This is a genomic window from Ruegeria sp. BC3 (genome assembly GCF_056539265.1).
Genome location: NZ_JBQFUP010000006.1, coordinates 144,495 through 169,549, shown reverse-complemented (window position 1 = coordinate 169,549; position 25,055 = coordinate 144,495). Strand labels below are relative to the sequence as shown.

Sequence of the window (25,055 nt, the reverse complement as noted above, 5' to 3'; positions counted from 1 at the left end):
CGTGGCGTATGATTAGGTTCCGGTGCGAAACAATTGGATTGAAAACTCATGACAGACCTGACCCCGCGCGAGATCGTCTCGGAACTGGACCGTTTCATCATCGGGCAAAAGGATGCCAAACGGGCCGTGGCCGTCGCGTTGCGCAATCGCTGGCGGCGCAAGCAACTGGCCGACGATATTCGGGACGAGGTCTATCCGAAAAACATCCTCATGATCGGTCCCACTGGCGTCGGCAAGACCGAGATCAGCCGCCGTCTGGCCAAGTTGGCCCGCGCACCATTTATCAAGGTTGAGGCAACCAAGTTCACCGAGGTCGGCTATGTCGGTCGGGACGTGGAACAGATCGTGCGCGATCTGGCGGATGCTGCAATCATCCAAACCCGCGAGTACATGCGCGAGGACGTCAAAGCCCGCGCCTACCAGGCCGCCGAAGATCGCGTGATCGAGGCCATTGCCGGGACGGATGCCCGCGAGGCCACGCGCGAGATGTTCCGCAAGAAACTGAAAGCGGGTGAGCTTGACGATACCGAGATCGAGCTGGAGCTGTCCGACACCTCGAGCTCGATGCCGATGTTCGACATACCCGGTCAGCCCGGCAGCCAGATGGGCATGATGAACCTGGGTGATATCTTTGGCAAAGCCTTCGGCGGTCGGACCGTCAAACGCAAGATGACCGTTGCCGAAAGCTATGACGCTCTGATCGGCGAAGAGGCTGACAAGCTTCTGGACGATGAAACCGTCAATCGCGCGGCGCTGGAATCAGTCGAGCAGAACGGCATCGTATTCCTGGATGAGATCGACAAGGTCTGCGCCCGCACGGACGCGCGCGGCGGCGATGTCAGCCGGGAAGGGGTCCAACGCGATCTGCTGCCCCTGATCGAAGGCACAACTGTCAGCACAAAGCATGGACCGGTCAAAACCGATCATATCCTCTTCATTGCCAGCGGCGCGTTCCACATCGCAAAACCCTCGGACCTGTTACCGGAACTTCAGGGCCGACTGCCGATCCGGGTAGAACTGCGTGCGCTGACCGAAGAAGACTTTGTGCGCATCCTGACCGAAACCGACAATGCCCTGACCCGACAGTACACTGCACTGATGGGCACCGAAGAAGTCACGGTCAGCTTCACCGATGACGGCATCGCAGCCTTGGCGCGCATTGCGGCAGATGTGAACCAGAGTGTCGAGAACATCGGCGCGCGGCGTCTGTACACGGTGATGGAGCGGGTGTTCGAAGACCTGTCCTTTGCGGCTCCCGACAAGGCTGGCACCGCGATCACAGTCGACGCGCAGTTCGTGAACGACAATTTGGGCGAATTGACCAAGTCCACGGACCTCAGCCGTTACGTTTTGTAACGCCTCAAGCCGGATTTCGCCGCTTAATCCACATTCATCTGCTGGACGTGTCGCGAGAATGCGATAGCGTATGCACGACTCACCCCCGAGGGCTGACCCGTGCTGCGCTATTTCATTATTCTATTCATATCCATTTCGCTGAGCGCCTGCGTCGACCGGACTGTGTCCGAGGTCGTGCCATCGGCCGCGACGATCGGTACGCCTGAGACCATCTTTGTCAGCACCAGCCGGGCGCGCGAAGCGAACGGGTATTATGGCTTTCGACGGGGCGAGACGATCAAGTTTCTGGACACCACAGTCTCGATCCCGCCCAACCACACGCCCGGAACGCTCAAATTTTCCTACGCAAACCCTAATCCCAAGAAAGAATTCGTCCTGGCAAACGTTACCGAGCTGAGTGGACCAAGCGGATTGCGCGAGCATCTGCGCGGCGAGGACGACGTTACGATCTTTGTGCATGGCTACAACTCGACACAAACCGAAACGATTTTTCGCGCGGCCCAATTGACCCATGACATTGGTTTGCCGGGATCGACGCTGGTCTATTCCTGGCCCAGTCGCGCGACGGGTTACGGATACGCCTACGATCTGGACAGCATGTTGTTCGCCCGTGATGGCCTCGAACAAACCATTCGCGAATTGAAGTCCTTGGGTGTCAAACGCGTTACACTCGTCGCGCATTCCATGGGTGGCGCTTTGTCGATGGAAATGATGCGGCAAGCTGAATTGCAGGAGCCCGGTTGGGCAAATCGAAACATCGAAGGCGTCGTATTGATTTCACCTGATCTGGATCTTGATCTGTTTCGATCTCAGATGAAACGTATCGACAACCCGCCCGATCCATTCATCGTAATGGTCTCGCAAAAGGACAAAATCCTGAACATCTCGGGCCGCCTGCGCGGCACGGATGAGGGTCAGAGATTGGGAAACATCAGCTCAGTTGCGTCGCTCGAAGAGTTCCCAATCAGTATCGTCGATACAACTGCGTTCAACCGCGATGCCCAATCCTCGCATTTCGTCACTGCAACCTCTCCGGCACTGTTGTCGATCATCAGCTCGTTGCGCCTTGTCAACAACACGTTTGGGCGTGAAGATCGACCTGTTATTGATATTCTAGTCCCACCCAGCGAGCGGAATGCGGATGGTGCCACGGAAATTGTTCTGACTGAAACAGGACAGGCGCAGGTCACCACCCCGTGACGCAGTTCAGACTGCGGCAATACCTGCGGGACAATGCGACCTGGCTGGGCGCGGGCGTTCTTTTGACCTTTTTGTCCAGCTTTGGGCAGACCTTCTTTATCTCGGTCTTTGCCGGAAACATCCGGGCAGATTTTGGCCTAAGCCACGGAGCGTGGGGAGGACTGTATTCGCTGGGCACGACTGTGTCCGCAGTGGTAATGATCTGGGCCGGAGGATTGACGGATATCTTTCGTGTCCGCGTTCTGGGTCCAGCGGTTCTGGCCGGTCTGGCCGTGGCAGCGCTGGCAATGGCGGTAAACAGCTGGCTGATCCTGTTGCCTCTGGTGGTGTTTCTGCTGCGCTTGTTCGGGCAGGGAATGAGCACCCATTTGGCACAGGTCGCGATGGCGCGCTGGTTCACTGTTTCACGCGGCAAGGCCTTGTCGATCGCTTCGGTCGGCTATGCAATCGGTGAAGCGCTGTTGCCGCTGGCTTTTGTCGCCGCCATGACGGTTCTAGATTGGCGCTGGCTGTGGGTGATCTCTGCGGCGATCGTCCTAATGGGTATCCCGGTTCTTACGCGTCTCTTGCGGCAAGAAAGAACCCCACAAAGCCTGGCCACAGAATACGCGGCAACCGGGATGATGGGGCGGCACTGGACGCGGAAAGAGACGCTGTTTCACCCGCTTTTCTGGTTCATGGCACCGGCGGTGTTGGGCCCGTCCGCCTTTATCACCGCGTTTTTCTTTCATCAGGTTCATCTGGCCGAGGTGAAGGGTTGGCAGCATATCGATCTGGTCGCCCTGTTTCCGGTTTTTACGGGTGTTTCGTTGATCTCAATGTTCGCGGCCGGATGGGCGCTGGACAAATGGGGCACCGCCCGGCTGATGCCGTTTTACCAAATCCCCATCGCGATTGGATTCGTGGTCGCGGGCACGACAAGTTCAATTTTCGGGGCCATGATCGCGATGGGGTTTCTGGGCCTGACCGTCGGCGCCAACAACACCCTGCCCAGCGCGTTCTGGGCCGAGTTCTATGGCACACGACATATCGGCGCGATCAAGGCAATGGCGACCGCGGTGATGGTGCTTGGGTCTGCCATCGGCCCCGGCCTGACCGGCGTTCTTTTGGACAAGGGATTCTCACTGGACGATCAATTCTTGTGGATCGGAGGGTTCTTTATCCTCGTATGCCTGTCAGTCAGGATCGGGATTTCACGCGCCGTGCGAACGTTCTAACGCGCGCGGCGCAGATAGACATAGTAAGCTCCATCACCGCCGTGGCTGATATGTGCAGGCGCAACCTGCAGCACGGCCTGAGCCAAGGGCGGCAGGGCCAGCCATTGTGGCACCTGATTGCGCAGAACACCGCGCGGTGTGGGAATGGGGCCGGGTTCATCCCGATCCTTGCCTTTGCCGGTGACAACAAGAACAAGCCGTTTGCCTGACGCCTGTGCCGTCAGTACGAACCGGATCAACGCCGGATGAGCCGTGTCCACGCGCATCCCGTGAAGATCCAGCTTGCCTTCGGGCTGGATTTTGCCGCGCTTCATGCGGCCAAACGCCTTGGTGTCCATTTGCACCGGGCTCGCCCTCAGGCTTTCGCCAATAGATGGCTTCAACGCGTTACGCGCTGGTTTGCCGGTCGCATTTTGCCCGACCTCGAAGGCCTCAAATCTGGGCTTTGGTGTTTTGGTCGGTTTCGGTTTGGGCAAGGTAACCGGATGAACCGATTGTGGCAGTTCGGGATGCAGACGCTCCGCCTGTTTTGTCACCTTGCGCCAAAGCTCGACCTCTTCTGCCGTCAATTTGCGTCGGGACATCAGAACTCATCCGGTAACAAGGCATAGGCCCGCTGGATCGGCAGCAACAGGACCATACGCCCCGGATCCTTGAGACGCCCTGCGGCCTTTCCGGCCTCATCGCCTGTGCCAAAGAAGATGTCCGCGCGTTGTGCGCCTTTGATGGCAGCCCCGGTATCTTGCGCAATCATCAAACGGCGTAGAGGAGACTTACCATCTTTCTCAACCCAAACCGGCGCGCCCAGCGGCGTATAGGCCGGATCGGCCGCGATGCTGCGCATGGTCGTGACGGATCGATTCATTGCGCCCAATGGCCCAAGTTCGGGCGCCACACGCGAAACTTCACGGAAGAAGACGTATGAGGGATTGTGAAACAGCAACTCAGCACCGGCCTCGGGGTTCTTGCGCACCCAGGCGCGGATCATCTGGGCACTGACCTCATGTGCACCCAAGGCACCCTGTCGGATCAGCTCGGCCCCGATCGAGCGATAGGGATGCCCATTCGCCCCGCCATAACCCACACGCAGGGCACCACCGTCGGGCAAACGGACCCGTCCTGAGCCTTGGATTTGCAGAAAGAACAACTCGACCGGATCATCCACCCAGGCAATTTCAAGCCCGCGTCCCTGCATCGCGTCTCCGGTCAGGATTTCACGACGGCTGAGCCATTTGTCAGCGGCGCGTGCCTCGGGCGGCATTTTGTAGATCGGGTATCTGAAGCGATCCGTCCGTGTTTTTGAGCCGTCCAATTCAGGTTCAAAATAGCCGGTGAACAGCGCGTCTTCCCCGTCCTCAACCAGAACCGGCCGGAAAAACAATTCAAAGAACGACCGCGCAGCATCCGCCTCATAGGTTTGGGCTACGCCACATAGCGCTTGCCAGTCTGGGTCATCCAGATCGCCGCAAGTGTTCAGAAAAACCGAAAGGGCCGCCCCGTGATCATCGGCAGCCCAGCCATCAAGGTCGTCAAACGACAGGATGGATCGCGTAGGTTCAGCGCTGGCGGCAGTGGTCATCGCCGCCGCCAGTATAAGCGACCGGAGCGCGCCAATCATGCGTCCGTGGCAACAAGCAGCCAGTTCGGATCGTCCGAGCCCATGACACGGGCAAAGGTCCAGCTGTCCTTTTGGCGTTTAACTGTGTTCGGGTTGCCTTCGATGATGTCACCGCCGCGATCACGCACGACCGAGGTCAGCTCACCCACAAACCGCATGGTGATTTCTGCATGGTTTGTGTCTTTGTCAAAGCTCACATCGGCCAGCGTGGTTTCGCGGACGCCGATGAACTCGGCCTCGATGGTCAAACCCTGATCTTCGCGTGATGCCACGACCGAGACGAAAGTATCGAACACTTCTTCGGACAGGAACGGCTGGATTTCGTCCAGATTGCCCTTTTCGAACCCCATGACGATCATCTCATAGGCACCGCGCGCTCCCTGCACGAACTCACTGACAGAGAAGCTGGGCTCAACCCGCTTCATCGCAGCCAGCGTTTGGGCTTGCTCGCTGTCTTCGGCAACATGGTCGGTGATGTCATGATCCGGACCGCCTTCGATCACCTCGAACCCGCGACGCGACGCGTTTGTATCGGGCTGTTGCTGGACTGGGGGCTTTTCAAAACCCTCACGAGTGCCCAGCACGCTTTTGAGGCGCAGGATCAGGAAAACGGCAATTCCGGCCAGGACCAGCAACTGGATCATCGGTTCGTTCATTTCATCCTCTTTTCAGACCGCGACTTTGTATACGCAGCCTCATGCCACTATGTAGGTGACAGTTGGTGGCAAGTCCACAGCCCGGCCTATGGGAAAGGATAACGCAAATGTACTTGTTCTTGGCATTTTTATTGGTGCCCATCATCGAGATCGCGCTGTTCATACAGATTGGCGGCCTGATTGGCCTGTGGCCGACGCTTGCCATCGTTGTTTTGACGGCCGTGATGGGCACCGCTTTGGTCAGGACACAAGGTCGCATGGCTTTGGCTAATTTGCAGCGTTCTTTTGCCGAACTGGATGACCCGACCGAGCCGCTGGCACATGGCGCGATGATCCTCTTGTCCGGCGTATTGCTGCTGACGCCTGGGTTCTTCACCGATGCCGTTGGCTTTGCGCTGCTCATCCCCGGTATTCGGGTGGCCGTGTTCCGCTATCTGAAATCAAAAGTCACCATCACGCAGTTCCAGATGGGCAGCAACGCGCAGTTCCGCACAGGATCAACTCCGTTTGACCAGGATGACGTGATCGACGGCGAATTTACCGAGGTTCGCCCGCGTCAGAACCCGTCAAAACCTTCCAAATGGGTTGAAGGGCCGCCTCAGCATTGAGGTGTCGCGCCCAACTTGCTAAGCAGTGGCGAATTTCATTTTCGGAGTAGATCCATGGCTGACGAAAGCCCTGCAGAAAACACCGCGGCGCAGGCCGCCCCGCAAATTCAGATGCGCGTTCTGGGACAATTCATTCGGGATATGTCTTTTGAAAACGTAATGGCACAAAAGGGCGTGTCCGGCGACGTTCAGCCCGAGATCGCCGTGCAGGTGAACCTGGACGCCAAAAAGCGCCCGACCGAGCATCAGTACGAAGTTGCGGTCAAGCTGAACCTGACCTCCAAAGCCAAAGGCATGGAAGACGTCCTTTTCCTGTGCGAGCTGGATTACTGCGGTCTGTTCCACATTGAAGGCGTGGCCGACGATCAGCTGCACCCGTTCCTGATGATCGAGTGCCCGCGTATGCTGTTCCCGTTCCTGCGCCGTATTGTCAGCGACATCACCCGCGACGGTGGCTTCCCGCCGGTCAACCTGGACAATATCGACTTTGTTGCGCTGTACCGCAATGAGCTGATGCGCCGTCAGGCCGAAGCTCAGAAAACCGAAGCCTGATCGGTTACACCCGCGCCGGGCAAGGGCCTAGGCGCGGGTCCACAGGGCGTTTTCGCCCAGCTTTTCGACAAAAGCATCATGTGCCGCGCGTTCTTCCGCGGTGATCTTCGATGGCAAGGCCGTCGGACGCGCTGTCGGACGCCAATCATCGCCCCCACCCGCAGCAGACGCCGCGCTTGTCGACAAGCCGAAATCCGGCTGTCGTCCACCGATCAGCTCAAGATAGACCTCTGCCAGAATTTCCGAGTCCAGCAACGCCCCGTGCAGCACACGGTTGGTGTTGTCGATGTTAAACCGGCGACACAACGCATCCAGCGAGGCAGGCGAGCCCGGGAACCGTTTGCGCGCAATCGCCAGTGTATCCAGTGCCTGATCCATCGGAAGGGTCGGCAAACCCATCCAACGCAACTCGGCATTCAGAAACTTCATGTCGAAGGACGCGTTGTGGATGACCAGCTTGGAATCCCGAACAAAGTCCAGAAACCCCTGACCGACCTTGGCAAACACCGGCTTGTCCTTCAGGGTGACCTCACCTTTTTCCGGCGGACGAGGGTTTTCTAACAGGTCAGGGCCAATACCATGCACGCCGAAGGCCTCATCCGGCATAGAACGTTCGGGGTTGATATATACGTGATAGGTCTCGCCTGTGGCGACGTGGTTCCACAGCTCGACCGCGCCGATCTCTACGATCCGGTCGCCGCTTTCGGGATCAAACCCCGTGGTTTCGGTATCGAGTACAATCTCACGCATCAGTCATCCCAGCCCGTATTTGCCTGACCACATCTTGCACCTGCGCGCGGGCATGGTCCAGCGTGTCCGTCACGATAACGAAATCCGACCGGGCGCATTTTTCGTCATTCGGCATCTGTTTGGCGCGGATCTGTTCGAATTGCGGCTCAGTCATCGTTCCGCGTTCCATCACGCGACGTTTTTGTTCTTCGGCCGGGATCGAAACACAGGCAACGGCATCCATCGCCGCGTCGCCACCGGTTTCAAACAGCAGCGGTACATCGAACACCAGAACATCCGCCGTAGCATTTTCACGAAACGCGGCCCGGTCTGCGGCCACCAAGGGGTGCACGATTCCTTCGATCACTTTCAAAGCCGCCGGATCGGCCGAGATAACCTGTTTCAACGCTTCCCGGCTGACCGCACCCTTGATCACAGCGTCGGGAAAAGCCGCGCGCATCGGTTCAACCGCGGCCCCTCCGACCGAATACAGCCTGTGCACCGCCGCATCCGCATCCCAAAGTGCGCAGCCTTCTTCCACGAACATCTGCGCCGTCGTGCTTTTTCCCATACCGATCGAGCCCGTCAGGCCAAGCGCAAAGCTCATCCCAACACCGTGGCGCGCAGTTCATCCGTTACTTCGGGGCTCTGGCCAAACCAGCGTTCAAACCCCGGGACGGCCTGATGCAGCAACATGCCAAGACCATCCACCGTGGTACACCCGGCGTCTTCGGCGGTTTGCAGCAGCCGGGTCTTGAGAGGCGCGTATACCAGGTCAGTGACAACGGCGCCGGGCTGCAATCCATCCAAGGGCACCCGCAACTCTGGCTGGCCCTGCATGCCCAGTGAGGTTGTGTTCACCACCAGCTCGGCATTTTCGACGACATTGCCGGCCTGCAGCCAATCCACCACGGTGATCTGCGACCCAAACTCATCTTTCAACTGATCTGCCCGCGCACGCGTGCGGTTGGTCAATAAAATCTCGGGCACACCCGCATCGATCAGCGCCTGCAGAACCGCGCGCGCTGCTCCTCCTGCGCCAAATACAACTACGGGCCCATCCTGCGGGTTCCAGTGCGGCGCACCAGCGCGCAGGTTCTCCATGAACCCGTAGCCGTCTGTATTGTCCGCATGGATCGCCCCGTCATCTTGAAAAACAAGCGTATTCGCCGCGCCGATCTTTCTTGCCCTATCCGAGACGTGATCAGCCAGACGCAAAACAGCCTCTTTATGCGGGACGGTGACGTTGGCCCCAACAAACCCTGCCTTGGGGAGGGTCCGCAGAACAGTTTCCAAATCCTCGGGCGCAACATCCATCGGGACATAGTGTCCAGCGAGGCCATAGGTTTTGAGCCAATGCCCGTGCAGCTTGGGGGACTTCGAATGCGCAACCGGGTGCCCAATCACTCCGGCCAGAGGAATTCCGGTTTCACTCATTGATCAATCACCCCTTTAACGGCCAGAAAATTCAGCAACTCCAACAGGGGCATACCCAAGACGTTAAAATAGTCCCCGTCAATGCTGGCGAACAGGCGCACGCCTTCTTCTTCTAACTTGTAAGCACCAACCGCAAATCGAATGCTGTCCCAGTTGCGATCGACATAGTCGCGCAGATAAGCGTCCGAGCTCATCCGCATCCGCAGACGGACCTGCCCTACGTGCCGCCAAATCGGTTCACCATTCTGATAGATCACCGCTGCGGACAACAGCATGTGTCGCTTGCCACGCATCACCTTCAATTGCGCCAGCGCATCCTCGGGCGTTTCTGGTTTCGACAGAAGCTGACCGTCAAAATCCAACACCTGATCACAGCCCAGAACCATCGCTCCGGGGTTTTTATCGCTGACCTTGCGGGCTTTCATCTCGGCCAGGGTATCCGCGATATCGCGCGGCGGCGCGCCTTCGGCCAGCAAGGCGCGCTTGGCGGTGTCTTCGTCCACCCGCGCAGTCTGCACCGTAAACGGCACAGCTGCATTGCGAAGCAGCTGTGCACGAATGGATGACCCCGAGGCAAGGACGATGGGGACAGACATGTGGAAAACCCCCTGAGCAAATCGTTGAGCGTTCTGGGATGGTTTGTATGGTTTTCCGGTTGACACGCAACCCCGGGATTTTCGCGCAAATCTTACCCGAGTCGCCCGAAACCCATCCTTTCGGGACAAGGATAACTTTGTCGCACGGGAAAACCGGAATGTCCCATCTTACCCAATGAGTTATCCCCAGTTTCCTTTTCCAAGATGTTGTTCAAATATTTGATATTTATACATTAATTTCAAAATCAACAGAATCACCTGTTCGCGAAGAAATTCTGTCCACCTGGGGAAAAAGCTTGAGTAAAAAAGTAATCCACGGAAATTACTCACCCTACAAAACCATCTTCCTTTTTCTTTTCTTATTTTTTTATTAGGGAGAGTTCCGAGCAACGTCCGGAGCCAGAATGACTGATCTTCTTTTCACGATTTACCCGTGGGTGAAGTCACTCCATATCATGGCCGTGATCTCGTGGATGGCCGGGTTGTTCTATTTGCCCCGAATTTACGTCTATCACGTAGAAAAGGCGCAAGCCGTCGACGGAGCGCAGGAAATCTTCTTTGAAATGGAAGAGAAACTTTTGCGCGTTATCATGCGACCAGCGATGATCGTGGCATGGGTCTGTGGCCTTATCATGGTGTTCACGCCGGGCATTGTCGGATGGGATTGGTCCTGGCCCTGGATCAAAGGTGCAGCCGTAATCGCCATGACCTGGTTCCATCACTGGCTGATGGCAAGGCGCAAGGATTTCTTAGAAGGCCGGAACAAGCTCACTGGACGGCAGTTTCGCATGATGAATGAGGTCCCGACCGTTTTAATGGTAATCATCGTTCTGGCGGTCGTTCTGAAGTTCTGAGGGCCCGTTTGACTCGGGCCGCTGTCGCGCTTATGTAGGGATCAACACGCCCGTCCGGGCGGCGTATCTTCCGTACTGAAATTCCACTTCGTGCCGCGCTGATTGCGGTGAAGGTATATATCATGACAACTGAAGCCCTGAATCTGGCCGACCTGAAGGCCAAAAGCCCCAAAGACCTTCTGGCGATGGCCGAAGAGCTGGAGATCGAAAACGCCTCGACCATGCGCAAGGGCGAGATGATGTTCCAGATCCTGCGCGAACGCGCGGATGAGGGCTGGACCGTTGGCGGCGATGGCGTGCTCGAAGTCCTGCAGGATGGTTTCGGCTTTCTGCGCTCGCCTGAGGCGAACTATCTGCCGGGTCCCGACGACATCTATGTCTCGCCCGACATGATCCGTCAGCACTCGCTGCGGACAGGTGACACGGTCGAAGGCGAAATCAAAGCGCCTGATGATAACGAACGTTACTTTGCGCTGACCAAGGTCACCAAGATCAACTTTGAAGATCCTGAGAAGGCCAAGCACAAGATCCTGTTCGACAACCTGACGCCGCTCTATCCGGATGAGCGTCTGAAGATGGAAATCGAAGATCCCACCATCAAGGATAAGTCGGCCCGTGTGATCGACCTGGTTGCACCCATCGGTAAAGGTCAGCGTTCGCTGATCGTGGCGCCTCCGCGGACCGGTAAAACGGTGATCCTGCAGAACATCGCGCACTCGATCGAACAGAACCACCCAGAGTGCTACCTGATCGTTCTGCTGATCGACGAACGCCCCGAAGAAGTGACCGACATGCAGCGCTCGGTGAAGGGTGAGGTTGTGTCCTCGACCTTTGACGAACCGGCGACCCGCCACGTGGCTGTGTCTGAGATGGTTATCGAAAAAGCCAAGCGTTTGGTCGAACATAAACGAGATGTTGTTATTCTTCTCGATTCAATCACTAGACTTGGTAGGGCGTTCAATACTGTGGTCCCATCCTCGGGTAAAGTTCTGACCGGTGGTGTGGACGCGAACGCTCTGCAACGGCCCAAGCGTTTCTTTGGTGCGGCGCGGAACATCGAAGAGGGTGGTTCACTGACCATTATCGCTACCGCGCTGATCGACACCGGCAGCCGGATGGACGAAGTCATCTTTGAAGAATTCAAAGGCACTGGTAACTCGGAAATCGTTCTGGATCGTAAGATCGCAGATAAACGCGTGTTCCCGGCGATCGACATCCTCAAGTCCGGTACCCGGAAAGAGGACCTGCTGGTCGACAAGGGTGATCTGGCCAAGACCTTCGTCCTGCGCCGCATCCTCAACCCGATGGGCACCACCGATGCGATCGAGTTCCTGTTGTCCAAGTTGAAACAGACGAAGACGAATGGTGAGTTCTTCGATTCGATGAACACCTGACACAGGTCTTAACCAACGCGAGGCCTTCGAATGGATACGATATTCGCCTTGGCCAGCGCGCAAGGCAAAGCCGGGGTGGCGGTCATCCGCCTCTCGGGCCCTTTGGCGCACTCCGCTGCGGCTGATTTGACAGGAAGCCCGCTGCCATCCCGAGGCATGCGGGTTCGGTCCTTGCATGCCGGTGACGGGTCACGGCTGGACGATGGGTTGGTTCTGACCTTTCAGGCTCCGGCCAGCTTTACCGGCGAAGACGTGGCTGAATTACAAATCCACGGAAGCACGGCATCCGTGAATGCAGTTATGCGGTGCCTGTCGGATACGTCAGGACTGCGGATGGCTGAACCGGGAGAGTTCACTCGGCGCGCGCTGGAAAATGGTAAGATGGACCTGACCCAGGTCGAAGGACTTGCCGACCTGATCGATGCAGAAACCGAAGCGCAGCGAAAACAAGCTCAGACCATTCTGGCCGGAGGATTGGGAACACTGGCTGAACGCTGGCGCCGCGATCTGATCCGCGCGGCGTCTTTGTTGGAAGCAGTTATAGATTTCGCTGATGAGGAAGTTCCGACCGACGTGACACCGGAAGTAAATACGCTCGTGTCCGGTGTGATGGCTGATCTGCAGCGTGAGGCGGATGGTGTAAAGATCGCAGAGCGCATTCGAACCGGGTTCGAGGTCGCGATTGTTGGGCTGCCGAATGCTGGGAAATCCACCCTGCTGAACGCATTGGCGGGGAGAGAGGCGGCGATCACCTCGGAATACGCCGGAACAACGCGCGATGTGATCGAAGTTCGGATGGATTTAGCTGGACTGCCCGTCACCTTGCTGGACACCGCAGGATTGCGCGAGACCAAAGATCATGTTGAGAATCTTGGGATCGAGCTGGCCAAAAAACGCGCCGAGGCGGCCGATCTGCGTGTATTCTTGTCCGATGATCCGGAAGAGTTGGGCGTAGGAATTCTGGAAGGTGATATTCAGGTCTTGCCCAAATCCGACCTTCGAGATGCTTCAGAAAACGGGGTATCTGGGAAAACAGGGCAAGGCATAGATCGATTGATATCCCAGATATCGGGTGTTCTTAGTAACAGAACTACAAGCAGTGGTATCGCGACACGGGAACGGCATCGGGTTGCATTGCTCAAAGCGATAGGCGCATTGCAGGCCGCGACAACGGTTCTGGAATCAGGCCCGGATTTGTATGATATCGCTGCAGAAGAATTGCGCACGGCTATCCGTGCCCTTGAAACCTTGGTTGGCAGAATAGGGGTAGAGGATCTTTTGGACGAGATCTTCTCGAGCTTCTGCCTGGGTAAGTAAGGAGTGTTTCACGTGAAACATTCAGATTTCGATGTAGTCGTTATTGGCGCTGGTCATGCGGGAACCGAGGCGGCACATGCTGCGGCCAGAATGGGAGTGGCTACGGCGTTGGTGACTTTGTCGGCGTCGGACATCGGTGTGATGTCCTGCAACCCCGCAATCGGTGGTTTGGGTAAAGGCCATCTGGTCCGGGAAATTGACGCAATGGATGGTGTGATGGGCCGGGTCGCTGACCAGGCCGGTATCCAGTTTCGATTGCTCAATCGTCGCAAAGGTCCAGCCGTTCAGGGCCCCAGAACACAAGCTGACCGGGCTTTGTACCGGGCGGCAATGCAAAAGGAGACAGACAACCAACCTAATTTGACCGTCGTTACTGGCGAGGTGACTGATTTCCTGATGGAGGGAAATCGCGTTTCCGGCGTCAGACTATCGGATGACGCTGAAATCAAGGCGAAAACGGTCATTCTGACCTCGGGAACGTTCTTGCGTGGAGTCATCCATATCGGTGATGTGTCGCGCCCGGGTGGCCGCATGGGAGATCGTCCGTCAGTGAAACTGGCTGAACGGTTGGACAGTTTTGAGTTGCCTTTAGGACGGTTAAAGACAGGAACTCCACCTCGTGTGGATGGGCGAACCATTGATTGGAGTGAGCTTGAACGTCAGGACGGAGACGACGAGCCGACACTGTTCTCGTTCCTCTCGACTAAGGTTGTAGCGCCGCAGATTTCCTGCGGAATCACGCATACGAACGCGCGGACGCACGAAATTATCGAAAAGAACCTGTCTCGTTCGGCAATGTATGGTGGCCATATTGATGGGGTAGGGCCGCGTTACTGCCCTTCGATCGAGGATAAGATCGTTCGCTTCGCGGATAAGGACTCCCACCAGATCTTTCTGGAACCCGAAGGTGTAAACGACCACACGATCTACCCAAACGGGATTTCGACGTCTCTGCCTCAGGACGTGCAGGTAGATTATGTGCGATCAATAAAAGGCTTGGAAGCGGCAGAAATCCTGCAGCCCGGTTATGCGATTGAATATGACTATGTCGACCCACGCGTTTTGACGTCGTCCCTCGCGTTGCCGGACGTTGACGGGCTATATCTTGCGGGGCAGATCAATGGAACCACAGGATATGAAGAGGCTGCAGCTCAGGGTCTCGTCGCTGGTTTGAATGCAGCCTTGAAAGCGAAGGGGCAGGACCCTGTTCATTTCACGCGGGCAGACAGTTACATCGGCGTGATGATTGACGATCTGACAACGCGCGGAGTTGCAGAACCCTACCGCATGTTCACGTCTCGCGCGGAATTTCGACTTTCATTGCGTGCGGACAACGCCGATCAGCGCCTGACCCCGATTGGGGTAGATATTGGCTGCGTTGGAGGAGAGCGGCAGGCTAAGTTCTCACAAAAGATGGAAAAACTGACTGCTGCCAAATCGAAACTGACAGAACAGACGTATACGCCAAAGGAAGTCCGGGCCGCCGGAATCAACGTCAATCAGGACGGAAATCGAAGAGATGGGATGGCGATCTTGGCATTTCCGGATGTCCAATTCGACCACCTGATCCCGCTGGTACCTGAAATCACAAGCGTTGACCAAGAAATACGTAAGCAGGTTGAACGAGACGCTCTGTATGCGAACTACATTGCTCGACAGCAAAAAGACGTTGAGGCGATGAAACGCGATGAATCGTATGAGATTCCCCGAAACTTCGATTATTTCGCGCTGGAAGGGTTATCGTCAGAGATGAAGCAAAAACTCTCCAACGCAAAGCCAGAGAATATAGCGCAAGCTGGTCGGGTAGAGGGTGTTACCCCGGCGGCTTTGACGCTGGTGTTGGCCAAACTTCGCCGCGACCAAAAGGTGCGGAGGGCATGAGCGAGGCAGTTTTTGACGAACTGGATGTTTCACGTGAAACATTCGAGCGCCTGACCACCTATGTGAAACTTGTGAAACAGTGGAATCCAAAGATAAATTTGGTTTCCCGCAAAAGTCTGGATGACATCTGGGTCCGTCATATCAAGGATTCGGTTCAGGTGTATCGATGTGCGCAGCCCTACGCATCCTGGGTGGATCTAGGCAGCGGAGGGGGCTTCCCCGGAATGGTCTGCGCCATCATGGCGATCGAAGATGCGCCGGATGCCCAGTTTACATTTGTCGAGAGTGATCAACGCAAATCTGCATTTCTGCGTAACGTTGCCCGGGAATGTGGGGCGAAATGCCGTGTTATTTCCAAGAGAATCGAAGCAGTTGAACCCTTAAACGCCGATATACTGTCTGCGCGGGCCTTGGCAGATCTTTCCAAACTTTTGTTATTTTGCGACCGACATCTAAGCAGTTCAGGGCTCGCGTTGCTGCCCAAAGGCGAAAGGTGGAAAAAAGAGCTGGAAGAGGCGCAGAGGGAATGGAATTTCGACGTTGACCCGATTACAAGTTTAACTGAGCCTCAGGCCGTTATCCTTAAGATCAAAGGAGTCACACGTGGTTGATTTATCTCGTCCCTCAGGGCCCCGGATCATAGCGGTAGCCAATCAGAAGGGCGGGGTCGGAAAGACCACAACGGCGATCAACCTTGCGGCTGGACTGGCCGAAGCTGGTTGTAGAGTACTGGTCGTAGATCTGGATCCTCAGGGGAATGCCTCAACCGGTTTGGGTGTCGAAGATCGGGACTGGACGACCTATGATCTGATTTTGGACGACGCACCGCTAGAGGCTGTTGTTCAGGAAACTGAGATCGAAGGCCTGTTTGTGGTCCCGGCTACGGTCGATCTGAGCTCGGCTGATATCGAACTCATTTCGAATGAAAAGCGCAGTTACCTTCTGCATGACGCTTTACGCCAGACAGCAATCGACAAGTTTGATTTAGATTTTGTTCTGATCGACTGCCCGCCTTCGCTTAATCTACTCACGGTCAACGCGATGGTCGCGGCGCATTCCGTTCTGGTTCCGCTCCAAAGTGAGTTCTTCGCCCTAGAGGGCTTATCGCAACTTATGCTGACCATTCGCGAGGTCCGGCAGACCGCGAATCCGGACCTCAGAATCGAAGGTGTTGTGTTGACCATGTATGACAACCGCAACAACTTGTCCCGTCAGGTTGAAAAAGACGCGCGTGACAATCTGGGTGAGATGGTATTTAAAACCAAGATACCCAGAAATGTGCGGGTCAGTGAGGCTCCGTCTTATGCTTTGCCCGTGCTCCAGTATGACTCGGGGTCTTTGGGTGCGATGGCCTATCGGCATTTGGCCCGCGAAGTCATGCACAAGAACAAAAAAGCCGCTTAAGCGGCATTGAGGAGGGCGCCATGGCCGCTAAAAAAACAAAACCCAGAGGTTTGGGCCGGGGATTGTCGGCATTGATGGCGGATGTGACGCAGGATTCAGAAGGTTTGATGCCGACAGAACCACGTCGCCCGGATATGAAAGTCCCAATCGAAAAGCTGCGTGCGAACCCAAATCAGCCCCGCAGGACGTTTTCGCCCGACCAATTGGATGAGCTTGCCGCGTCGGTCAAAGAAAAAGGGATCATTCAGCCTCTGATCGTCCGGGAAATCAGTGGTGGCGAATATGAGATCGTCGCGGGTGAACGCCGGTGGCGCGCCGCTCAGATGGCGCAGTTGCACGATATTCCGGTCATCGTGCGTGAGTTCGATGACACAGAAGTTCTGGAAGTCGCCATCATCGAAAATATCCAGCGCGCGGATCTGAACGCGGTGGAGGAGGCCGCGGGCTATAAGCAGTTGATGGATCGCTTTGGCCATACGCAGGAAAAACTGGCCGAGGCTTTGGGCAAAAGCCGCAGTCATATTGCAAACCTTTTGCGCCTGCTGTCGCTGCCGATGGACGTTCAAACACTGGTGATCGAAGGCAAACTGTCCGCCGGGCACGCCCGGGCGTTGATCACTGCAGAAAACCCGTCTGAATTGGCGAAAATTGTGGTGAAAGACGGCCTGTCGGTACGTGCGACCGAAGCGCTGGTTAAGAAACAGCAGCAGGGGGATGCACCGCAAGCGGCACCAAGGTCCAGAAACCTGAATGCAGGCAAGGACGCGGATACGCGCGCGCTGGAAAAGGATCTTTCGGCGATCCTGGCGATGAAAGTGGTAATCAACCACAAGGCCGGATCGGAAACCGGGCAGGTGGTTTTGACCTACGAAAACCTGGACCAGCTCGACGATCTTTGCGCCAAGCTCAGCCGTTAGGGCGGGTCCAGATAAAGATCATCACGGCGCTAAGAACGACTGCCTGGATGATCAGAACGTGGGACGGCAGCGCCAAAAGAACAGACAAACCAAAGACGGCGGCTACGGATACTGTGGCCGCCTTTTTTGCAGAGGGACGAATGGCCCTTGATCTCTGCCAGTCCAGGATCATCGGACCAAAGGTCCTATGCGTGATCAGCCATGTGTGCAGGCGCGAGGATGACCGGGCAAAGAAGAACGCAGCCAAAAGCAGGAATGGAACGGTCGGAAGCAAGGGTAGAACAACCCCGATGACGGCCAGTCCGACGCAAAGCAATCCCAACGCGGCCCAGAGATACTGCATCTTTTATCCCAACAACTCGCGAATAACCGCGTTCAGAACGGCGCGCCCGTCTTTGGTGGCAATCAAACGACCGTTTAACCGGTCTACCATGCCAATCTCTTGCAGGTCGGTCAGCTTACTCTCTGATATGGGTTCTGAAGAAAGAGTGTTGAATCTATCAATATCTAGTCCTTCAGTGATTCTTAGACCCATCATAAGGTATTCATTTGCCTGATCTTGGGTTGGAAGGGGCGTTCTTTCCTTCTCCCCGGTCCCATTTGACACAGCGTCCAACCACACGGCAGGCGCCAGATAGGTTTCGGTCGCCAGTTTCCGCCCGTCCAGCGTCACGCGTCCATGTGCGCCAGGGCCGATGCCGACATAGTCGCCATAGCGCCAGTAGATCAGGTTGTGGAGCGACTCTGCACCCGGGCGGGCATGGTTCGAGACTTCGTAGGCGGGCAATCCGTGGGCCTCGCAGATCTCTTGCGTGGCAAGGTACATATCCGCAGCGCTGTCATCCTCGGGCAGGCCGCGCAGCTTGCCAACGGCATAACGGTCACCGAAGGCTGTGCCTTCCTCAATTGTCAGCTGGTACAGCGACAGGTGATCGACGGCCATCGACAGCGCTTCGGTCAATTCGGCCCGCCACGCGTCTAATGTTTGATGCTGGCGGGCATAGATCAAATCGAAACTGACGCGGTCAAAGCAGTTGCGCGCGATGTCAAAGGCCGCGCGGGCCTCGACCACAGTGTGGATGCGGCCCAGACGGCGCAAATCCTCGTCGTTCAGCGCCTGAACACCCATCGAGATTCTGTTGACGCCCGCGTCGCGATAGGCGGCGAACCGTCCTGCCTCGACTGATCCAGGGTTCGCTTCGAGCGTGATTTCCATGTCGTTGGCAGGGCGCCAGAGTGAGCGGGATTCCTCGATGATCGCAGCGACCGTTTCAGGCGCCATCAGAGACGGCGTGCCGCCACCAAAGAAGATCGTATTCAGAACGCGGTCTGGTGTTTCGGCTGCGGATCGCTGCAGTTCGCTTAGATACGATTTAAGCCATTGTTTTTGATTGATATTTTTGGAAACATGGCTGTTGAAATCGCAATAAGGGCATTTGGCCTCGCAAAAAGGCCAATGCACATACAGGCCAAAGCCCCCGTTGCGCCAATCATCCGCCAAAGCAGCCTTTCACGAACATCTCAACCGCGCGGCCGCGATGGCTGATCTTGTTCTTTTCCCAGCGATCCATCTCGGCAAAGGTAATGTCGTATCCCTCGGGAACAAACATCGGGTCATAGCCGAAACCACCCTCGCCACGGATGGGCCATACCAGATGGCCTGGGGCCACACCCTCGAACACTTCGTCATGGCCATCCGGCCAGGCCAGAACCAACGTGCTGCGAAACTGAGCCAGGCGCGGATACGGTGCGTTCTTCGCCTCAAGCTCATTGTGGGCGCGGGTCATGGCCATCAAGAAGTCGCGACCATTTCCGGTCTCGGCCCAATCGGCGGTGTAAACGCCCGGCGCGCCGTCCAGCGCGTCGATGGTAATCCCGGAATCGTCCGACAGGGCAGGCAGGCCAGTAGCCTTGGCAGCGGCATGAGCCTTGATCCGGGCATTGCCGACGAATGTATCTTCGGTTTCCTCGGGTTCGGGCAGGTCCATCTCGGCCGCGCCAACGACCGTCACGCCAAAGGGTTCGAGGAGATGCGCCATCTCCTCGAGCTTGCCTTTGTTGTGGGTGGCCACCAGCAGCCTGTCGCTGTCGAACTTGCGGGTCATGCGGTGGCGGCCTTTTGTGCAGCGGCCAGTTCACCAACGCCTTTTTCGGCAAGGTCCATCAATTGATCCATTTGGGCGCGGCTAAAGACCGAGCCTTCGGCGCTCATCTGCACTTCGATCAGCTTGCCCGAACCGGTCATGATGAAGTTGCCGTCGACACCAGCTTCGCTGTCTTCGGGATAGTCCAGATCCAGCACCGGCTGACCGGCGTAGATACCGCAAGACACCGCGGCCACGGGGTCGACCAGCGGATCAGTGATTACATCGCCTGCTTTCATCAGTTTGTTCACCGCCAGACGCAGCGCAACCCAGCCACCCGTGATTGAGGCACAGCGCGTTCCGCCATCTGCCTGGATCACATCACAGTCTACGGTGATCTGACGCTCACCCAGGGCAACGCGATCGACACCGGCGCGAAGGGCGCGACCGATCAGGCGCTGGATTTCGACGGTCCGACCGCCTTGCTTGCCCGAGGCCGCCTCGCGCCGCATCCGGGTGTTGGTCGCGCGGGGCAGCATACCGTATTCGGCAGTCACCCATCCAAGGCCCGAACCTTTGATGAAAGGCGGCACGCGATCCTCAATCGTGGCGGTGCACAGCACATGGGTGTCGCCCATTTTGATCAGGCAGGAACCTTCGGCATGTTTGGTAAAGCCCGTCTCGATTGAAACGGCGCGCATTTCGTTTAGATCACGTCCTGAGGGTCGCATGGAAAATCCTTTGTTTGCTGGCTTGGGGATAACGTCACGGTGCCTTAGGATGCAACCCCGATTGACCTTTCATATGCCTGCGATTTAATGCCAATCCAGCAGGGGATTGCCGATGAGCAAAGCGACAAGAGTTCTGGACGAAATGAATGACCGGTCACGTGAAGTGTTCCGGCTGATCGTTGAGAGCTATTTGGACAGTGGGGAGCCGGTCGGAAGCCGCACGCTGACCCGTACCTTGTCGGAAAAGGTCAGCGCCGCGACCGTGCGCAATGTCATGCAGGACCTGGAATTTCTAGGTCTGCTCGACAGCCCGCATGTCAGTGCTGGCAGGGTTCCCACGCAAATGGGTCTGCGGATGTTTGTCGATGGGTTATTAGAAGTTGGTGATCTGGGGGCGGACGATCGGCAGAAGCTGGATGAGACATTAGGCTCTAACGCGGGCGATGTGGGCGGAATGCTGGACCGCGTCGGCTCGGCCCTGTCACACGTGACACATGGTGCATCGCTGGTCCTGACCCCGAAGCATGAATCCGAGATCAAGCATATCGAGTTCGTATCGCTGGCCCATGACCGCGCTTTGGTGGTTTTGGTTTTTGCTGACGGGCACGTCGAAAACCGCCTGTTCACGCCACCTCCAGGGCAGACGCCAAGTTCGATGCGCGAAGCGGCAAACTTCCTGAATTCGCTGATCGAAGGACGTACGCTGAGTGAAGTGCGCCGTCAGATGCAGACACAGATCACGGCGCGTCGGCAGGAGATCGATGTGCTGGCGCGTGAGATGGTCGAAAGTGGCATGGCCGCCTGGGATGGAGATGGGACCGACTCAGCCCGTTTGATCGTGCGTGGGCGGGCGAATCTGCTGGGGGAACCCGGCGAAGCCGAAGAGCTGGACCGAATCCGAACCTTGTTTGATGACCTCGAGCGCAAGCAGGACATCGCTGAATTCCTCGAATTGACCGAGGAAGGCGAGGGTGTGCGCATTTTTATCGGGTCTGAGAACAAACTTTTCTCACTTTCGGGTTCCTCTTTGGTGGTGTCTCCATATATGAACGCTGATCGAAAGATAATCGGTGCGGTTGGGGTCATCGGACCCACGCGACTAAATTATGGACGGATCGTGCCGATCGTGGATTATACGGCGCAACTGGTCGGCAAACTGATTTCCGACCGGAGCTAGAGGGTAAGAGATGGCAGAGCCCAAGAACGAAGATTTTCTGGACGATATCGCAACCGCCGAAGCGGAAGAGCTGGCCGAAGAATTTGCCGAGATCAGCGAAGAAGCGCTGGAAATTGATGCGCTGCGTGCTGAGCGGGACGATTTCAAGGACAAGTTCATGCGTGCGTTGGCGGATGCCGAAAACGCGCGCAAGCGTGGCGACAAGGCGCGCCGCGACGCCGAACAATATGGTGGATCGAAGCTGGCTCGCGACATGCTGCCGGTTTACGACAACATGAAACGCGCGCTCGAGGCGGCAACCGACGAGCAGAAAGAAGTGGCAGGACCCCTTCTGGAAGGCGTCGAGCTGACCATGCGCGCGTTGAAGGACGTATTCCAAAAGCATGGGATCGAAGTGATTACACCCGAAGTTGGTGACCGGTTTGATCCGAATGTGCACGAGGCAATGTTTGAGGCACCTGTTCCGGGCACCCGTGCTGGCGACATCATTCAGGTTTCGGCTGAAGGCTTCATGCTGCACGACCGTCTGCTGCGCCCGGCGCAGGTCGGGGTGTCTTCGACACCGGCAAGCTGAGCGATTTCCGTTCAAACGAATTTTGAGGCGGTCAGGTTCTGGCCGCCTCTTTCAATTTGTAGATCAGGTCGAGCGCCTCACGCGGTGTCAGCTCGTCTGGCAAAACGTCATCAAGTATATCGGTGACAGGCGACGCTTTGGGGGCGGTTGGTGGCGGAGGTGGTGCGGCAGAAAACAAAGGCAGATCGTCAATCAAAGTCTTTTGTTTGCCGCCTTCGCGTTCGGTTTTTTCCAGTTGGTCAAGGACGACGCGGGCCCGTTCGACCACCGATGCGGGCAACCCGGCAAGCTGAGCGACCTGCACACCATAAGACCGGTCGGCTGCGCCCTTGTGAACCTCGTGCAGGAAAATGACTTCGCCTTCCCACTCCTTGACCGCGACGGTGGCGTTGTCGACGCCTTCAAGCTTTCCGGCCAACGCAGTCAGTTCGTGGTAATGGGTGGCAAACAATGCGCGGCATTTGTTGGATGCGTGCAGGTGCTCCAGCGTGGCCCAAGCGATAGACAGGCCGTCATAGGTAGCTGTTCCACGACCGATTTCGTCAAGGATCACCAGCGCGCGGTCATCAGCCTGATTAAGGATGGCGGCGGTTTCGACCATCTCGACCATGAAGGTCGAGCGGCCCCGTGCCAGATCGTCCGAGGCGCCAACGCGGCTGAACAACTGGCTGACAAGGCCAATATGCGCCTGTTCGGCCGGAACATAGCTGCCCATTTGGGCCAGCAATGCGATCAACGCGTTCTGCCGAAGAAAGGTCGATTTACCGGCCATGTTGGGACCGGTCAGCAGCCAGATCGCCGCGCCTTGATCTGCGCTCAGATCACAGTCATTGGCGATGAAGGCGTCCCCGTTTTGCTGGCGTAGCGCGTGTTCTACAACAGGATGACGCCCACCCTGCACGTCAAAAGCGCGGGATGCATCGACCTGAGGACGGCACCAGTTCTCGCCGCGTGCCAAATCGGCCAAGGCGGTGGTGAGATCAAGCTCGGCCAACCCACGGGCGGCCTGGTTGAGGCGCGCGGCTTGGTCCAGAATCTCGTCAGAAAGCCTTTTATAGAGCCGCTTTTCAATCTCCAGTGCCAAGTTTCCGGCATTCAGGATGCGGGTTTCGATTTCGGACAGTTCGACGGTCGTGAACCGAACTTGGTTGGCTGTGGTTTGACGATGGATATAGGTTTCGCTGAACGGAGGATTCAGCATTTTCTCAGCATGGGTGGCTGTGGTTTCAATGAAGTAACCCAGCACGTTGTTATGCTTGATCTTCAGCGATGTGATGCCGGTGTGTACCGCGTATTTCTGCTGAAACCCAGCGATCACGGATCGGCCTTCGTCTCGCAGGGTGCGGGCCTCGTCGAGTTCACCATCATAGCCCGGGGCGATGAACCCACCGTCGCGCGCCAGCAGCGGGGGCTCGGCCACAAGCGCCTCGTCCAGCAGGTTCAGCAGGTCATCAAAGCCGATAAGGTTTTGCAGCGCGGTCGCCAAAAGGACAGGCAGGTCCTGACCGTCACAGAGTTCGGCGATAGTTGCCGCCTGTGTCAGACCGTTGCGAATGGCCGCCAGATCGCGGGGTCCACCTCGGTCCAGAGACAAACGCGACAGGGCCCGGTCCAGATCGGGAGTTTTGCGCAGAGCCTCGCGCAGGTCCGATGCGATCAGGCTGTCTTCGGCGGCAAAACTGACCGCGTCCAGCCGTCCGTGAATAACATCGAGGTTACGCGAAGGGCTGGACAGGCGCTGTTCCAACAACCGTGCGCCGCCGGGCGTGACCGTACGATCCACCACTGATAGCAGCGACCCGGCCCGCCCGCCGGACAGGGATCGGGTCAGTTCCAGATTGCGACGCGTGGCGGCGTCGATCTGAACGACACGGTCCTCGGATTCCTTAAGCGGCGTTTGCAGCAGGGGCAATTTGCCTTTTTGCGTAATCTCCAGATAGTCAATCAACGCACCCATAGCGGAAACTTCTGCGCGTCCGAAGGACCCGAACGCGTCCAGAGCATTCACGTGAAACAATCCGCAGATGCGTTTTTCCGCCGCAGTGCTGTCAAAGCTGGCGCGTCCAATTGGTGTCAGCGAAATTCCCAGATCTCGTACCGTTTCCTGCAAAGGCTGTTCCATCCCGTCGGCCACGATCAACTCGGACGGGGCAAGCCGTGCCAGTTCAGGGCTCAGCCGGACCGAGGTCAATGGCATCACATGAAATGCACCGGTTGAGATATCGGCCCAAGCCAGCGCGGCCTCATCACGCACCTCGGAATAGGTAGCCAGAAAATTGTGGCGGCGAGCTTCCAGCAGGGCATCCTCAGTCAGCGTACCGGGGGTTACCAGACGCACGACATCGCGCTTTACGACTGATTTAGAGCCTCTTTTCTTCGCTTCAGCGGGGCTTTCCATCTGTTCGCAGACGGCGACGCGGAACCCTTTGCGGATCAGTGTCAGCAAATACCCTTCGGCGGCGTGAACAGGGACGCCGCACATCGGGATATCGGTGCCATTGTGCTTGCCGCGCTTGGTCAGCGCGATATCCAGCGCCTCGGCGGCGTTGACGGCGTCCTCGAAAAACATCTCGTAGAAATCGCCCATGCGGTAAAACAACAGGGCGTCGGCATGGGCCTCTTTGATCTCGAGATATTGCGCCATCATTGGCGTGACTGTGGACAAAACCGGCCCCCTTCTGGCGTATTCCGGTCGCGACCTTACAAATCCCCCCTCTGCTGCGAAAGGCGAAAACGTATTCTCGTTGAGACGC

The 25,055-nt window shown here is 57.0% G+C and carries 26 protein-coding genes; 14 read left to right on the top strand and 12 right to left on the bottom strand.

The annotated features are described in order from the left end of the window. Positions 1-48 precede the first annotated feature (48 nt). The 3 genes from hslU (at position 49) to ACR0MV_RS16715 (ending at position 3,773) form a co-directional block, all read left to right on the top strand. Complete coding sequence (gene hslU / locus ACR0MV_RS16725) at positions 49-1,356, top strand: ATP-dependent protease ATPase subunit HslU (protein WP_480702923.1); 1,308 nt, start codon at positions 49-51, stop codon at positions 1,354-1,356. A gap of 99 nt (positions 1,357-1,455) precedes the next feature. Beyond that, positions 1,456-2,556, top strand: a complete 1,101-nt coding sequence (locus ACR0MV_RS16720; protein ID WP_480702921.1) for an alpha/beta hydrolase — start codon at positions 1,456-1,458, stop codon at positions 2,554-2,556. Continuing rightward, the gene (locus ACR0MV_RS16715) at positions 2,553-3,773 is read left to right on the top strand and encodes an MFS transporter (protein WP_480702920.1); all 1,221 of its coding nucleotides are present in this window, start codon (positions 2,553-2,555) and stop codon (positions 3,771-3,773) included. Before ACR0MV_RS16720 ends, ACR0MV_RS16715 begins: the two co-directional genes overlap by 4 nt. Here the strand turns inward: ACR0MV_RS16715 and ACR0MV_RS16710 are convergent. The 3 genes from ACR0MV_RS16710 to ACR0MV_RS16700 are packed head-to-tail and all read right to left on the bottom strand — an operon-like array spanning position 3,770 to position 6,047. Continuing rightward, positions 3,770-4,357, bottom strand: coding sequence for a Smr/MutS family protein (locus tag ACR0MV_RS16710; RefSeq protein WP_480702919.1), 588 nt, complete (start codon positions 4,355-4,357; stop codon positions 3,770-3,772). The two genes, ACR0MV_RS16715 and ACR0MV_RS16710, sit on opposite strands and share 4 nt — an antisense overlap. After that, positions 4,357-5,391 carry a murein transglycosylase A gene (mltA, locus tag ACR0MV_RS16705; protein WP_170426332.1) on the bottom strand — a complete coding sequence of 345 codons (1,035 nt, stop codon included), beginning with the start codon at positions 5,389-5,391 and terminating at the stop codon, positions 4,357-4,359. Before mltA ends, ACR0MV_RS16710 begins: the two co-directional genes overlap by 1 nt. Continuing rightward, the gene (locus ACR0MV_RS16700; RefSeq protein ID WP_170426330.1) at positions 5,388-6,047 is read right to left on the bottom strand and encodes a Tim44/TimA family putative adaptor protein; all 660 of its coding nucleotides are present in this window, start codon (positions 6,045-6,047) and stop codon (positions 5,388-5,390) included. Before ACR0MV_RS16700 ends, mltA begins: the two co-directional genes overlap by 4 nt. 107 nt (positions 6,048-6,154) lie before the next feature. Between ACR0MV_RS16700 and ACR0MV_RS16695 the strand changes: the two genes are divergently transcribed. Then, the gene (locus ACR0MV_RS16695; RefSeq protein ID WP_480702918.1) at positions 6,155-6,655 is read left to right on the top strand and encodes an FxsA family protein; all 501 of its coding nucleotides are present in this window, start codon (positions 6,155-6,157) and stop codon (positions 6,653-6,655) included. A 54-nt stretch (positions 6,656-6,709) separates the two neighbouring features. Then, positions 6,710-7,207 (top strand): protein-export chaperone SecB, encoded by a 498-nt coding sequence (gene secB, locus ACR0MV_RS16690; RefSeq protein WP_475200587.1) that lies wholly within the window; start codon positions 6,710-6,712, stop codon positions 7,205-7,207. Positions 7,208-7,234: 27 nt separating this feature from the next. On the opposite strand, the gene dnaQ is transcribed toward secB, so the two are convergent. The 4 genes from dnaQ to ACR0MV_RS16670 are packed head-to-tail and all read right to left on the bottom strand — an operon-like array spanning position 7,235 to position 9,969. Further along, positions 7,235-7,957, bottom strand: coding sequence for a DNA polymerase III subunit epsilon (gene dnaQ, locus ACR0MV_RS16685; RefSeq protein ID WP_170426324.1), 723 nt, complete (start codon positions 7,955-7,957; stop codon positions 7,235-7,237). Beyond that, entirely contained in the window at positions 7,950-8,543 is a 594-nt protein-coding gene (gene coaE / locus ACR0MV_RS16680) for a dephospho-CoA kinase (protein WP_480702916.1), read from the bottom strand. Before coaE ends, dnaQ begins: the two co-directional genes overlap by 8 nt. Next, positions 8,540-9,373, bottom strand: coding sequence for a shikimate dehydrogenase (locus tag ACR0MV_RS16675; protein ID WP_480702915.1), 834 nt, complete (start codon positions 9,371-9,373; stop codon positions 8,540-8,542). The genes coaE and ACR0MV_RS16675 overlap by 4 nt, the downstream gene beginning before the upstream one ends. Further along, positions 9,370-9,969 (bottom strand): Maf family protein, encoded by a 600-nt coding sequence (locus tag ACR0MV_RS16670; protein ID WP_480702914.1) that lies wholly within the window; start codon positions 9,967-9,969, stop codon positions 9,370-9,372. Before ACR0MV_RS16670 ends, ACR0MV_RS16675 begins: the two co-directional genes overlap by 4 nt. A gap of 404 nt (positions 9,970-10,373) precedes the next feature. Between ACR0MV_RS16670 and ACR0MV_RS16665 the strand changes: the two genes are divergently transcribed. The 7 genes from ACR0MV_RS16665 to ACR0MV_RS16635 all read left to right on the top strand — a co-directional run bounded on the left by ACR0MV_RS16665 (position 10,374) and on the right by ACR0MV_RS16635 (position 17,736). Next, positions 10,374-10,823, top strand: a complete 450-nt coding sequence (locus tag ACR0MV_RS16665) for a CopD family protein (RefSeq protein WP_480702913.1) — start codon at positions 10,374-10,376, stop codon at positions 10,821-10,823. Between the two features lie 122 nt (positions 10,824-10,945). Next, positions 10,946-12,217: a transcription termination factor Rho gene (gene rho, locus ACR0MV_RS16660; protein ID WP_209224474.1), complete on the top strand. Its 1,272-nt coding sequence runs from the start codon at positions 10,946-10,948 to the stop codon at positions 12,215-12,217. A gap of 30 nt (positions 12,218-12,247) precedes the next feature. Continuing rightward, a complete protein-coding gene (gene mnmE / locus ACR0MV_RS16655; RefSeq protein ID WP_480702912.1) occupies positions 12,248-13,534 on the top strand; it encodes a tRNA uridine-5-carboxymethylaminomethyl(34) synthesis GTPase MnmE in 1,287 nt (428 codons plus the stop codon). Positions 13,535-13,546: 12 nt separating this feature from the next. Then, the gene (mnmG, locus tag ACR0MV_RS16650) at positions 13,547-15,415 is read left to right on the top strand and encodes a tRNA uridine-5-carboxymethylaminomethyl(34) synthesis enzyme MnmG (protein WP_480702911.1); all 1,869 of its coding nucleotides are present in this window, start codon (positions 13,547-13,549) and stop codon (positions 15,413-15,415) included. Then, positions 15,412-16,026: a 16S rRNA (guanine(527)-N(7))-methyltransferase RsmG gene (gene rsmG / locus ACR0MV_RS16645; protein WP_480702910.1), complete on the top strand. Its 615-nt coding sequence runs from the start codon at positions 15,412-15,414 to the stop codon at positions 16,024-16,026. The genes mnmG and rsmG overlap by 4 nt, the downstream gene beginning before the upstream one ends. Next, positions 16,019-16,819 (top strand): ParA family protein, encoded by an 801-nt coding sequence (locus ACR0MV_RS16640; RefSeq protein WP_170426306.1) that lies wholly within the window; start codon positions 16,019-16,021, stop codon positions 16,817-16,819. Before rsmG ends, ACR0MV_RS16640 begins: the two co-directional genes overlap by 8 nt. 20 nt (positions 16,820-16,839) lie before the next feature. Beyond that, positions 16,840-17,736: a ParB/RepB/Spo0J family partition protein gene (locus tag ACR0MV_RS16635; RefSeq protein WP_480702909.1), complete on the top strand. Its 897-nt coding sequence runs from the start codon at positions 16,840-16,842 to the stop codon at positions 17,734-17,736. Here the strand turns inward: ACR0MV_RS16635 and ACR0MV_RS16630 are convergent. From ACR0MV_RS16630 to rph, 4 genes are read right to left on the bottom strand one after another with little or no spacing between them, the layout of a single operon-like run. Beyond that, positions 17,726-18,079: a YbaN family protein gene (locus tag ACR0MV_RS16630; protein WP_480702907.1), complete on the bottom strand. Its 354-nt coding sequence runs from the start codon at positions 18,077-18,079 to the stop codon at positions 17,726-17,728. The two genes, ACR0MV_RS16635 and ACR0MV_RS16630, sit on opposite strands and share 11 nt — an antisense overlap. Before the next feature lie 3 nt (positions 18,080-18,082). After that, positions 18,083-19,237: a radical SAM family heme chaperone HemW gene (gene hemW / locus ACR0MV_RS16625; protein WP_480702905.1), complete on the bottom strand. Its 1,155-nt coding sequence runs from the start codon at positions 19,235-19,237 to the stop codon at positions 18,083-18,085. Beyond that, the gene (gene rdgB / locus ACR0MV_RS16620) at positions 19,227-19,841 is read right to left on the bottom strand and encodes an RdgB/HAM1 family non-canonical purine NTP pyrophosphatase (protein WP_170426298.1); all 615 of its coding nucleotides are present in this window, start codon (positions 19,839-19,841) and stop codon (positions 19,227-19,229) included. Before rdgB ends, hemW begins: the two co-directional genes overlap by 11 nt. Further along, positions 19,838-20,551, bottom strand: coding sequence for a ribonuclease PH (gene rph / locus ACR0MV_RS16615; protein WP_170426296.1), 714 nt, complete (start codon positions 20,549-20,551; stop codon positions 19,838-19,840). The genes rdgB and rph overlap by 4 nt, the downstream gene beginning before the upstream one ends. Positions 20,552-20,663: 112 nt before the next feature. Between rph and hrcA the strand changes: the two genes are divergently transcribed. Together hrcA and ACR0MV_RS16605 are read left to right on the top strand one after the other, a co-directional pair. Next, positions 20,664-21,728, top strand: a complete 1,065-nt coding sequence (hrcA, locus tag ACR0MV_RS16610) for a heat-inducible transcriptional repressor HrcA (RefSeq protein WP_170426294.1) — start codon at positions 20,664-20,666, stop codon at positions 21,726-21,728. Positions 21,729-21,738: 10 nt separating this feature from the next. After that, positions 21,739-22,302, top strand: a complete 564-nt coding sequence (locus ACR0MV_RS16605; protein ID WP_155144165.1) for a nucleotide exchange factor GrpE — start codon at positions 21,739-21,741, stop codon at positions 22,300-22,302. Positions 22,303-22,333: 31 nt separating this feature from the next. Here the strand turns inward: ACR0MV_RS16605 and mutS are convergent, their stop codons facing one another. After that, on the bottom strand, positions 22,334-24,949 hold the full coding sequence (mutS, locus tag ACR0MV_RS16600; protein ID WP_480703001.1) for a DNA mismatch repair protein MutS: 2,616 nt from the start codon (positions 24,947-24,949) through the stop codon (positions 22,334-22,336). Positions 24,950-25,055: the final 106 nt, after the last annotated feature.

What these genes read in the sequence shown, in the direction of transcription:
- ACR0MV_RS16695 (WP_480702918.1), top strand. Translation starts at nt 6,155, where the DNA reads ATGTACTTGTTCTTGGCATTTTTATTGGTGCCCATCATCGAGATCGCG.
- coaE (WP_480702916.1), bottom strand. Translation starts at nt 8,543, where the DNA reads ATGAGCTTTGCGCTTGGCCTGACGGGCTCGATCGGTATGGGAAAAAGC.
- ACR0MV_RS16605 (WP_155144165.1), top strand. Translation starts at nt 21,739, where the DNA reads ATGGCAGAGCCCAAGAACGAAGATTTTCTGGACGATATCGCAACCGCC.
- dnaQ (WP_170426324.1), bottom strand. Translation starts at nt 7,957, where the DNA reads ATGCGTGAGATTGTACTCGATACCGAAACCACGGGGTTTGATCCCGAA.
- rsmG (WP_480702910.1), top strand. Translation starts at nt 15,412, where the DNA reads ATGAGCGAGGCAGTTTTTGACGAACTGGATGTTTCACGTGAAACATTC.
- mltA (WP_170426332.1), bottom strand. Translation starts at nt 5,391, where the DNA reads ATGATTGGCGCGCTCCGGTCGCTTATACTGGCGGCGGCGATGACCACT.
- rho (WP_209224474.1), top strand. Translation starts at nt 10,946, where the DNA reads ATGACAACTGAAGCCCTGAATCTGGCCGACCTGAAGGCCAAAAGCCCC.
- ACR0MV_RS16675 (WP_480702915.1), bottom strand. Translation starts at nt 9,373, where the DNA reads ATGAGTGAAACCGGAATTCCTCTGGCCGGAGTGATTGGGCACCCGGTT.
- ACR0MV_RS16635 (WP_480702909.1), top strand. Translation starts at nt 16,840, where the DNA reads ATGGCCGCTAAAAAAACAAAACCCAGAGGTTTGGGCCGGGGATTGTCG.
- mnmE (WP_480702912.1), top strand. Translation starts at nt 12,248, where the DNA reads ATGGATACGATATTCGCCTTGGCCAGCGCGCAAGGCAAAGCCGGGGTG.
- rdgB (WP_170426298.1), bottom strand. Translation starts at nt 19,841, where the DNA reads ATGACCCGCAAGTTCGACAGCGACAGGCTGCTGGTGGCCACCCACAAC.
- mutS (WP_480703001.1), bottom strand. Translation starts at nt 24,949, where the DNA reads ATGATGGCGCAATATCTCGAGATCAAAGAGGCCCATGCCGACGCCCTG.
- rph (WP_170426296.1), bottom strand. Translation starts at nt 20,551, where the DNA reads ATGCGACCCTCAGGACGTGATCTAAACGAAATGCGCGCCGTTTCAATC.
- ACR0MV_RS16710 (WP_480702919.1), bottom strand. Translation starts at nt 4,357, where the DNA reads ATGTCCCGACGCAAATTGACGGCAGAAGAGGTCGAGCTTTGGCGCAAG.
- secB (WP_475200587.1), top strand. Translation starts at nt 6,710, where the DNA reads ATGGCTGACGAAAGCCCTGCAGAAAACACCGCGGCGCAGGCCGCCCCG.
- ACR0MV_RS16670 (WP_480702914.1), bottom strand. Translation starts at nt 9,969, where the DNA reads ATGTCTGTCCCCATCGTCCTTGCCTCGGGGTCATCCATTCGTGCACAG.
- ACR0MV_RS16665 (WP_480702913.1), top strand. Translation starts at nt 10,374, where the DNA reads ATGACTGATCTTCTTTTCACGATTTACCCGTGGGTGAAGTCACTCCAT.
- ACR0MV_RS16700 (WP_170426330.1), bottom strand. Translation starts at nt 6,047, where the DNA reads ATGAACGAACCGATGATCCAGTTGCTGGTCCTGGCCGGAATTGCCGTT.
- hrcA (WP_170426294.1), top strand. Translation starts at nt 20,664, where the DNA reads ATGAGCAAAGCGACAAGAGTTCTGGACGAAATGAATGACCGGTCACGT.
- ACR0MV_RS16630 (WP_480702907.1), bottom strand. Translation starts at nt 18,079, where the DNA reads ATGCAGTATCTCTGGGCCGCGTTGGGATTGCTTTGCGTCGGACTGGCC.
- hslU (WP_480702923.1), top strand. Translation starts at nt 49, where the DNA reads ATGACAGACCTGACCCCGCGCGAGATCGTCTCGGAACTGGACCGTTTC.